Annotated in this window: 7 protein-coding genes and 1 pseudogene; 1 reads left to right on the forward strand and 7 read right to left on the reverse strand. The window is 31.2% G+C overall.

The features are described 5' to 3' along the window. A pseudogene (locus E4T68_RS07440) lies at positions 1-255 on the forward strand (ISNCY family transposase); the annotation flags it as partial. Between the two features lie 198 nt (positions 256-453). Here E4T68_RS07440 and E4T68_RS07445 read toward each other — a convergent pair. The 7 genes from E4T68_RS07445 to E4T68_RS07475 all read right to left on the reverse strand — a co-directional run bounded on the left by E4T68_RS07445 (position 454) and on the right by E4T68_RS07475 (position 9,547). Then, entirely contained in the window at positions 454-993 is a 540-nt protein-coding gene (locus tag E4T68_RS07445; RefSeq protein WP_228099277.1) for a TIGR01440 family protein, read from the reverse strand. Between the two features lie 472 nt (positions 994-1,465). Then, positions 1,466-3,193 carry a phosphoenolpyruvate--protein phosphotransferase gene (ptsP, locus tag E4T68_RS07450; RefSeq protein ID WP_135125635.1) on the reverse strand — a complete coding sequence of 576 codons (1,728 nt, stop codon included), beginning with the start codon at positions 3,191-3,193 and terminating at the stop codon, positions 1,466-1,468. 2 nt (positions 3,194-3,195) lie between these two features. After that, on the reverse strand, positions 3,196-3,462 hold the full coding sequence (locus E4T68_RS07455; protein WP_135125637.1) for a phosphocarrier protein HPr: 267 nt from the start codon (positions 3,460-3,462) through the stop codon (positions 3,196-3,198). A 235-nt stretch (positions 3,463-3,697) separates the two neighbouring features. Then, on the reverse strand, positions 3,698-6,787 hold the full coding sequence (locus E4T68_RS07460) for a DEAD/DEAH box helicase (RefSeq protein WP_135125639.1): 3,090 nt from the start codon (positions 6,785-6,787) through the stop codon (positions 3,698-3,700). Between the two features lie 81 nt (positions 6,788-6,868). Continuing rightward, a complete protein-coding gene (locus E4T68_RS07465; protein ID WP_135125641.1) occupies positions 6,869-7,642 on the reverse strand; it encodes an ABC transporter ATP-binding protein in 774 nt (257 codons plus the stop codon). Position 7,643: 1 nt separating this feature from the next. Continuing rightward, positions 7,644-8,516, reverse strand: coding sequence for an ABC transporter permease (locus E4T68_RS07470; protein ID WP_135125643.1), 873 nt, complete (start codon positions 8,514-8,516; stop codon positions 7,644-7,646). Between the two features lie 17 nt (positions 8,517-8,533). Continuing rightward, positions 8,534-9,547: an ABC transporter substrate-binding protein gene (locus E4T68_RS07475; RefSeq protein ID WP_135125645.1), complete on the reverse strand. Its 1,014-nt coding sequence runs from the start codon at positions 9,545-9,547 to the stop codon at positions 8,534-8,536. Positions 9,548-10,022 lie beyond the last annotated feature (475 nt).

The raw sequence follows: 10,022 nt of genomic DNA on the forward strand, positions 1-10,022 counted from the left end.
CACACAAAAGCGTTGGTTATTGAAGCATTTAATGGGGATATTTTCTTGAATATCGCTGACAACATTTATGCCACACGTTGTTTGTTAACACATGAAGAGCATTCAGCGGTGTTTGATTTGGGTGAGAATATAAAAAAAGAAAGACGCCAATACGTTCCACCACAATCACACCCGTGGAAACTGGCATCTTTCAAACGCTATCTCAAGAGTATTGGAAAAACTCTTGAAGAGTATCAAGACAACAAGCTTGCTTGATACTTTAATAGCATACATTATTTTGCCCTATAAGTGCAATGATTTTTTTTAAAATCATTGCACTTATAGTGGCCCACATTTTGGGACATTTTCATTTTCGATTGACACACAATTTTTATTATGTTCCATTAACTTATCCTCAAAATAAGCAATGTCATCCTTTGTACTTAAATGTAATTTCATAACTATACAGAACACTTATTTATCAATAGTATATTGTGCTCTTTCTCCTCCTATATATTTTAATCTAGAATATAAACCAGTTACTCTAGCATTCCCAAATAATTTAAAACAATGCCTAAATGGCACTTGAACAAATTTGATATGCATGCCAATTTCTGTATCTCCTATATCTATACCTGCATCTGCACTGATATATTCTACTACAATAGGATTATCAAATTTTTCCCAAGCAGCAGTTGCAATAGCTCCTCCTGCCTTAATAGTAGGCACAACATTAACAGCATCTAAAAAATATTTTGACATGATATTACTTTCAACAACTAAAGCACGATTAAGATGCTCGCAACACTGAACTGCAAAATATATGTCATGTTTTTTCAAAACAGAATATACCATCTCAATAACTTCTCTACCTATTTCCAAATTTGTAGCACTCCCTATTTTATTGCCTAAAATCTCACTAGTACTACACCCTAAAACAAAAATATCATCTTTTTTCAGCTTTGATAATGTGATAAAATCTTCTAAATACATAATAAATTCTTTATTATTCATGATCTGTCTCCCAATCATTAAAGTCTAACTACATATTTGGTTATAACATATAATCTTTTATAAATCAACTTAATCCGTTTGACAAATTACTTACGAAGTCGCTATGTTTCTATTAGATAAAGTCATATGGATACGAATTGAACTTTTCAATGTTTTTCTAAAGGTATTTTCACATTGTTCATGTCATAATCATTACTAATTTCTCCAGTAAATCTACAATTATAGAAAAGAATACAATACACCATCATTCTACTATACATTCTATTTTTTATTCTTTTAAAATATTAACAATTCAGTTAACTTTTCTTTTTTATATCTAAAAAATGAAAACTAATACCGTCTTAATTATTTGTATCTTTTAAAAGAATGTGGCAAAAAAAATTTACTACACTTAGTTATATTTTATTAACTAACACAATTTATTGTGCACCCAAAAAAGACCGATAGATGAACTATCAGTCTTTTTATTAATTTACAAATTATTTACTACTTCTTCAACTAAAGCAATAACTTCATCGACTGTTGAACAGTCATTTACAGCTTTTTCAGCTAAACGTTTCATATCAGTTGTATCTAATTTTTTCATTAAACTACGTGTTTTTAAAATACTTGAAGCACTCATTGAAAACTCGTCTAAACCTAAACCAACTAACAATGGAACAGCTAATTGATCGCCTGCCATTTCGCCACACATACCAGCCCATTTGCCTTGTGCATGTGCAGAATCAATAACATGTTTAATCAATGTTAAAATAGATGGATTATATGGTTGATACAAGTAAGACACTTGTTCATTCATACGATCAGCAGCCATTGTATATTGGATTAAATCATTTGTTCCAATACTGAAGAAATCAACTTCTTTAGCAAACTGATGTGCCAATACAGCCGCAGCAGGAATTTCAATCATAATACCAACTTGAATATCTTCTGATACAACAATGTTTTCTGCTAATAATTCTTCTTTCACACTATTTAAAATAGCTTTAGCTGAACGGAATTCTTGCAGTGTTGCAATCATTGGAAACATGATACGTAATTTTCCATATACAGATGCACGTAGCAAGGCACGTAACTGCGTTTTAAACATATCTTTACGATCCAGTGAAATACGAATTGCACGGTATCCTAAGAAAGGATTCATTTCGTGTGGTAACTCTAAATACGGTAACTCCTTATCTCCACCAATATCCATTGTACGCACAACAACTGCTTTGCCATTCATACCTTCTAACACAGCTTTATATGCTTCAAATTGCTCATCTTCAGTTGGAAATTCAGCAGAATCCATATATAAAAATTCTGTACGGTATAAACCAACAGCTTCAGCACCATTAGCATGAACACCTTTTAAATCTTTTGGTGTACCAATATTTGCAGCTAACTCAAAATGTTTCCCATCTTTTGTAATGGTTTCTTCATGTTTAAGTTTTTCCCATTCTGCTTTTTGTTGAGCAAAATCTTCTGCTTTTTTGTGGTATTCAGCAATTACATCTTCTGAAGGATTAACAAATACATTCCCATCTAATCCATCAATAATTAGCATATCACCTTGTTTTACATCTTCTGTAATTGTTCCTGTTCCTACAATAGCAGGAATTTCTAAAGAACGTGCCATAATAGCTGAGTGCGATGTACGACCACCAATATCAGTAATAAATCCTTTAACATATTGGCGATTTAACTGTGCAGTATCACTAGGTGTTAAATCTTTTGCCACAATTATGACTTCCTCACGAATTGTTGCTGGGCTAGGAATATTTACACCTAACAAATTCGCCAATACACGCTTAGTCACATCACGAATATCAGCTGCTCTTTCTTGCATGTATGGATTATCAGTCATTGATTCAAATAAACCAATAAACATATCTGCTACTTCTTTTAAGGCAGCTTCCGCATTTGTATTTTTTCCTTTAATTGTTGTTTGGATTTGCTCCACCAACTCTGGATCATTTAGTACCATTAAATGAGCTTCAAACACTTGCGCCTCTTTAGGTCCTAAATTTGCTAAAGCAACATCGCGAATTGTTTCAATTTCAACTTGAGATTTTGCTAATGCTTTATCTAATCTGTCTAATTCTTCCTGAACATTATCGACTGTTTTAGTCTCAAATGATAAATCTGGTTCAATTAAACGATACGCTTTAGCAAGTGCAATACCGTCACTTGCTGCAATACCAGTTAAATGTTTTGCCATGATTATTCAGCCAATCCTTCTTTTTTCATTGCTTCGTCAATCGCATTGATCGCTTCAACTTCATCAGATCCCTCTGCTGTAATGATAACATCTGAACCTTGACCAACACCTAAAGACATTACGCCCATAATTGATTTTAAATTCACTTTTTTCCCTTTATACTCTAAATTGATTTCTGAAGAAAATTTACTAGCTGCTTGTACTAATAAAGTAGCTGGTCTTGCATGAATCCCTGTTTCTGCTACTACATGATATTCTCTTTTTTCCATAATAAAAAACTCCTTTGTTCATTAAAATATTTTTTAAGATTAGAGTATAAACTCTTTACATAAGTTATTTTAACACGTTTATATAACCTACTCAACTATTTTTTTCATTTAATACTCTTTTTCACAGTTTTTTATTCTTTTTTTCCTAAACACAACTAAAAAATAGTTCTCCAACAAAATAATACAAACAGGATATTTTGGGATATATTCTCCCTCATATATGCCCTTAACAAAACTACAAACCTAGAATGTCTTTAATGTCTTCACTTGTTAAATTTTGACGATTTAAAAGAACATTATTCTCATCACCAACAACAGACTCAAATAATTCTTTTTTCTTCTGCTGTAAATGTAACATTTTTTCTTCTATCGTTCCTTGAGATACCATTCGATAAACTTGAACTGTATTTTTTTGTCCCATGCGGTGTGCTCGACTCATAGCTTGTTCTTCAACAGCAGGATTCCACCATAAATCATATAAAATAATCGTATCAGCTCCAGTTAAATTTAATCCTGTCCCACCAACTTTTAAAGAAAGTAAAAAAACATCATATGTTCCTTCGTTAAACTCATTAACTAAATGAAGACGCTCATTTACAGGTGTTTTACCTGTTAATAGCAATGTTTTATAATGCCGTTCTTGCAATTCTTTTTCTAAAATTGTTAACATCTTAGAAAACTGAGAAAACACTAATAAACGATGCCCATTTGAAATAGCAGTTCCTACCAAATTTAAAAACTGTTCTAATTTCCCTGATTTTCCTACATAATTTTCTACAAATAAATCTGGGTGACAACAAATCTGGCGAAGTCTTGTCAGACCTGATAAAATATCAAATCTATGTTGAACCATATCTTGTTCTGAATAGTGACGAATCTGTTCCTGCATACGTTGTAAATAACCAACATAAATTACTTTTTGTTCTTTTGTCAATTCACTGTACATTACTGTTTCAAGTTTATCTGGTAATTCTGTCAACACATCTTTTTTTAAGCGTCTTAGTAAAAATGGACGTGCAATTTTTGCAATTGTTTCATCAGATAATTGACGAAATTCCTTTATTGTAGGAAATAATCCAGGTAAAATAAGTGAATAAATCGACCAAAAATCTTCTTTTCTATTTTCAATAGGTGTTCCACTCAAAGCAAACATGAAATCTGCTGTAATATCCCTTAAACTATGATGAATTTTTGTCGTGGCATTTTTTAATAGCTGTGACTCATCTAAAATGACTACATGCCATTCTTGATCATAATACGTCAACATATCTCGTCTAAATGATTGATAAGATGTCATAAACACATCTATTGATTTATCTTTAAGCATACTTATTCTCTCGTGTTTAGTCCCACTTACCACACGAACAACTAAATTCGGAGCAAATTTTTCAAATTCACACTGCCAATTAAAAATGAGCGATGCAGGTGCTACAATTAAGGCTTTTTTATCTCTCATATTGTTCTGCTCATACTCACTTAAAAGATATGTAATCGCTTGAATGGTTTTTCCAAGTCCCATATCATCTGCTAAAATTCCTCCCAGCTTATGATAAGATAACATTTTCAACCATTTAAATCCATATTCTTGATAAGGTTTTAATGTAGCTTTTAACGTTTTTGGAATAGACACAGGAAACGTTTCAGGATGGGTCAAATCATGAATTAACGCCCTAAAAGAGTCATCTTTAATGGCATCATCTAACTTATCTACTATACTTAGTGCTTGTGTTTGATGTAACTGAACTGTCCCATTTTTAATACTATATTTTCCACGAATATTATCCAAAATATGATGTACTTTTGAAAACTCCTCAGTTTCTAAAGGCAACATTCTTCCATCAGAAAGCTCATAAAAAGTTGATTTTTCTTTAATATGTTTCAAAATATGCTCAATATCATATTGAGAGATGCCATCTATATCAAATGAAATATCTAGTAAGCCACCTTGTCGAGTAATTTCAATATCTAATGTAACATGCTCAAGAAATATATTTTGAAAGTCTTTTGGTAACTGCACCGAACCGAATTTTTCTAAATATTTTAAATCATAGCTTAAAAAATGATACAATTCATGATGCGTATGACAAAACTTCTCTAAATTTTTAATCCCAAGTTGGTACAAACACCGATTAATTTGATTTTCCAAAGTCACATCACGTTGCACATATTCTGCTTGTGGATAATGGTAATCAATAGTGATATATACAGACAAATCGTGCACATCAACACTAAACAAAACGTCCGGACTCTCTTGACTTACTTTTTTCATAAATGAATCATTAATGTGAGCAATTTGGCTCAATAAAGGCAGCGTATAATCAATAAAATCGGATATGTAAGTCTGAGGTATATAAACTTCTTTTTGTTTCATGCGTTTAAATAACTTCAGCACTTTTTTGTAAATCTTCATTTTTTGAAATGAAACATGACAAAACACATCATCAATACATAACAATTGCATTTTTTCAAATAAGTGTATATGTTGATTTAACAATTTTAATACCAATTGTTCTTCATGTTCTTCAATATTTATATGTAAAAATTTAGTTTCACTCTGATAAGCTGATATTGGAAAAGTATTTTGCTGAAAGATAATTGTAGCATTAGGCAATGCCTTTATCTTTTCAAATAGAGTAACCACATGCTCTGGAGGAATCATGAGATATTTTCCATACTGCACAATACTTTCCTGCTCAAATAATTCAAATAACCATTCTAAAAATGCGTGCTCTACGTGCCCTAGAGCATCATACTGCCAATTTATTTGTTCACGACTGCCGAAATCACTTATCATTTTCAAAGTATATTCATAACTAAATTGATGAAATTGTTTAATTGTATAATATTTTTCTTTTCCTATCTTCAAACTTAATTTAACGACTTCTCCAACTTTGCCAAGCTCATAATCAATACACACTTGACAGTCTAGGTGAACATTGGCATTTTGAGAGAATACTAGTTCATTTTTTCTCTCCATTGTATCCAATAAATAATACATCTCTTTATTAAATTGATTAATATAATGTGTTGGAACAACCGTTTCTTTTAAGTGTGTTTGTCTAATATTTTCATACCCTTTTACATTCAAATATAATTCAACAGCAACACTGTGTCGACAATAATGTTTTTGTTTAAATTCATGACAAGAACACGAATCTTGATGATTACCAGTAGTATCCAAATAGACATCATATAATTGCATCCCATCCAAAACTTCAGCAAACCATACTTTAGAAGCTGCATATTTTATCGCATTAATAACACGATTTTGTGCAACTAATGTTTTAGCATGCTCAATAACTTTATTATCAAGTTTTGCACACATGTTTTTCACCACCAAATCCCTATATCATTAAAAATATTATTTATTATATTTTCCCTTTTTTTAACAAAATTGTAAAGTTTTTTACATTCTTTCGTCTAATGTTAATAATAGTTCATATAAATCTGTTACATGTAATGCTTTTTTCTCTTCTTCATTAAAATCTTTTACAATTTCTCCTCTATGTAACACAATTAATCTATTTCCATAGTGTAAAGCGTCTGGCAAATGATGAGTAATCATTAAACTTGTTAAATGATTGTTTTTAATGATTTGATGAGTAAGCTCCATAATCATACGTTGTGTCTTAGGATCTAATGCCGCCGTGTGTTCATCTAATAACAGGAGTTCTGGTGAATGTAATGTTGCCATAATAAGAGCAATTGCTTGTCTTTGTCCACCAGATAAAACACCAACTTCACTCTCTAAACGTGTTTCCAAATTTAAATTCAAACTAGCCAATTGCTGTTTAAAAAATTCTTTTTCGTCATGAGAATGTCCTCTTTTTAATGTTCTTTTTTTTCCACGTCGATAAGCCAATGCCATATTTTCCAAAATTGTCATTCTTGGTGCTGTGCCAAGAGAGGGATCTTGGAAAACTCGACTAATTTGTTTAGCACGTTTATGTTCAGGCAATTGCGTTACATCTTGTTCATCAATAATGATTTTTCCACTATCCAAAAAGAATGTTCCAGCTAGAGCATTTAATAAAGTTGACTTTCCTGCACCATTTCCACCTATTACTGTAATAAAATCTCCTTTTTCAATGTTTAAAGATATGTTTTTCAATGCATAATAGGCTTGATCATTTTTCATATAAAATGTTTTATCAATATCTTGTAATCTAATATACGTCATACTATACTCCTTTTTTACTTTTCAATGTGACATGCGGTAAAGTTAGAAAAATAGCAATAATGCATGCAGACATCATTTTAAAATCATTTGCCTCAAATATATTTAAACTTAAGACAAAAACTAATAGTAGGCGATATACTATTGCTCCTACAACAATAGAAATTAAACGTTCTCCAAAAGAAACTTTAGCAAATAAAACTTCTGCAATAATAATTGCTGCAAGAGCAATGACAATAGTACCTATTCCACTATTTACGTCTATAAATCCATTACTTTGTGCTAAAACAGCTCCTGATAGTGCAATAATAGCATTGGCAATCATTAATCCAAAAATCGTCATTTTATTCGTTGAAATCCCTAATGATTTTGCCATTTTTTTATTATCACCAGTAGCAATAAGAGCTTGACCAAGTTCTGTTGAAAAGAAAAATAGCATTAAGCCAATTAGTAGTCCGATTAAAATAAATCCTACTAAAATACCATCAAAATATTCCGGTAAATTTAAAAATGAAACACTCGTGAAAATTGTCGGTTTATTCAAAAGTGTCATATTAGCACGTCCCATAATCCTCAAATTAATAGACAATAATGCTGTCATTGTCAAAATTCCAGATAATAAACTAGGAATTTTACAAACTGTCATTAAAAATCCAGTTAATAACCCTGCCATAATTCCTGAACACATTGCAATAACTGTTGCTAAAATAGGATGCACACCCTGATAAATTAACACAGCACAAACAGCTCCCCCCAAAGGAAAAGTACCTTCAGTTGTCATATCTGCAAATGATAAAATTCTAAATGTAATAAATAAACCAAGCGATAGTAAACTCCATAAAATCCCTTGCATAATCGCTGAAATAATGATTGTCATCGTATCTCTCCTATTTTTTATTGTTTGCCATGAATAATTTTCGCTCTATCTTTTAATGCTTTTGGAATAGTAATGTGTAATTGTTGAGCTTTTTTCTCATTAATATATAGCTCATCTCCTGCTGGAATATATAACGGAATATTTTGAGGATGTTCACCTTTTATGATTTTATCAACAATTTTAGCCGTTTCTACACCAATGTTATATTGATTAACTCCCATACTCAATACCCCACCATCAGCAACCATTGTTTCTGCAGAAGGAAATACTGGAACATTAAATTTATCTGTCACATTAATAATTGTAGGCATTGCACTGGCAATTGTATTATCTACAGGTAAAAATACTGCATCAACCTGTTTAGTCATCAAGTTTTCACTAACTTGTTGCAAATCATTTGTATTTGTAATAGAAGCAAGCTCAATAGTCAATCCCAATTTTTCTGCCACTAATTTTGCTTCTTCAATTTGTAAAACTGCATTGTCCTCATTTGCTGTATAAATAAAACCAATTTTTTTAAGATTAGGCATAACTTGTAGCATAATATTAAATTGTTCTTGAATTGGTGTACGATGTGCAACACCCGTTACATTATTTTCTGATGATTGCTCTGATTTCATTAAGCCTGATTGTACAGGATAAGACACGCCTGCTAAAATAATCGGTTTACTGTTTGTTGCTTTTGCAAGTGAGACTGATGAAGCTGTTGTAATTCCAACTAAAATATCCGTTTCCTGATTTAATTTTTCACTCATTGTCGCTAAATTACTTTGATCACCCTGTGCATTTTGTAATTGGATACTCACATTATTTCCATCTTTATACCCTAATCTTTCCATTTCCTCTCTAAATCCTTTATAAATTGTATCCAAAGCATCATGGCTTAATAATTGTAAAACACCTACACGAATTTGTTTATTCTCTTTATTAGAATACCCATTATCCTTTTTATTACTCTGTGCACCAATAAAATATCCACCTAAAAGAATTAATATACCTATAATCGCACCTAATAATTTTTTATTTTTCATTTTTATTTTCTCCTTATAATATAATTAACCCATTTAAGACAAAAATAGCCACTTAAACATAAGTGGCATTATCATTTTATTATTGTTAAACATTACAAAATAAAACAGCCACGTTAGCGTTCTACATGGCTGGGTCTATCACATTTATCACCACATAGATACACATGCACAAAAATGGCAGGTTGTATCTATGTACAAAAGTACGTTAAGAACAACCTGTATCTATTGGCTTTGCCAACGCTGGCTAACAAAATAAGACACACTATTTTTCATCTCTTAACGCTCCTCTCATTAATATAAGCAGAAGATACCAAATTTTAAAAGATTTGTCAATAGAAAATTATTATTTATATCAATCGAATGTGATAATGTCTTAAAGTAATCGAATGACAAAATGTCCCAAAATGATAAACTAGAGATATGAAAAGGATAGAATTAACAGTGAATGAAATAAAAAAATATAACGTCATCAAAG

This window comes from Granulicatella sp. WM01, from assembly GCF_004570605.1.
GTDB lineage: Bacteria > Bacillota > Bacilli > Lactobacillales > Aerococcaceae > WM01.